At 34.2% G+C, this 819-nt stretch carries 1 protein-coding gene; it reads left to right on the top strand.

Annotation, left to right across the window (positions count from 1 at the left end):
* Positions 1–68 precede the first annotated feature (68 nt).
* Positions 69–683 (top strand): methyltransferase domain-containing protein, encoded by a 615-nt coding sequence (locus KY055_02845; GenBank protein MBZ1345537.1) that lies wholly within the window; start codon positions 69–71, stop codon positions 681–683.
* The last annotated feature ends 136 nt before the right edge of the window (positions 684–819 follow it).

The raw sequence follows: 819 nt of genomic DNA, 5'->3' as shown, positions 1-819 counted from the left end.
GTTAAGTGAAATTGCTACGGGGTCGCCCTTAAGAAACATTTATAACTTTCTTCAAATAATCAATATTTATGACAGACAAAAATAATGTAGTCGCAAAAACAATCAAGACTTATGAGGAACTTGCAGAAGATTATTACAAGACTCATTTTGATATAAATGAGATTAAAAATATTGCAGATTTTTTTATTCAAAATTTGAAAGGGCAAAAAATTTTGGATATTGGTTGTGGTCCAGGCAGGGACGCAAAGTATTTTTCTGAACATGATTTGGAAGTTACAGGAATTGACTTAACTTCCAATTTCGTAAAAATGGCTTCCCAAAATGTGCCAAATGCCAAATTTATCCAAATGGATATGAGAAACTTAGATTTTCCAGAAAATACTTTTGATGGCATTTGGGCTTGTGCTTCATTTTTACATATTCCAAAAGAAGATGCGAAAAATACTTTGCTTGGATTTAAAAAAATACTCAAACCTGCCGGACTTATTTATATTTCTGTAAAAGCTGGAACAGAAGAAAAGTTTGTTCAAAAAGAGGAATACAAAGGACGAACAAAATTTTTTGCCTTCTATACTGAAGATGAACTCAAAAATCTGATTGAGTCTTGTAATTTCAAAATTCTGAAAGTTATCATTGATAAAAAGAAAGACAATATTTGGATAAATGTTTTTGCAACTAAATAATAGACGGCGACCCCTCCGCAACTCTCCTCCTTTCAGTCGTCGGGACGTTGCACTTTCGCTCCCGTTGGTCGCTCACCTCACTTAACAGCGACTATACGGAAAGCTCGTTGCACTTCGCTTTCCCAAATTTTCTTCG

This window comes from Candidatus Nealsonbacteria bacterium, from assembly GCA_019923625.1.
Lineage (GTDB): Bacteria > Patescibacteriota > Minisyncoccia > Minisyncoccales > RBG-13-42-11 > JAHXGN01.
Note: the sequence above shows the minus strand (reverse complement) of the source record. Positions and strands in the feature narration are given on the sequence as shown.

Coding starts and splice junctions, on each gene's coding strand:
- KY055_02845 (MBZ1345537.1), top strand. CDS start 69: ATGACAGACAAAAATAATGTAGTCGCAAAAACAATCAAGACTTATGAG.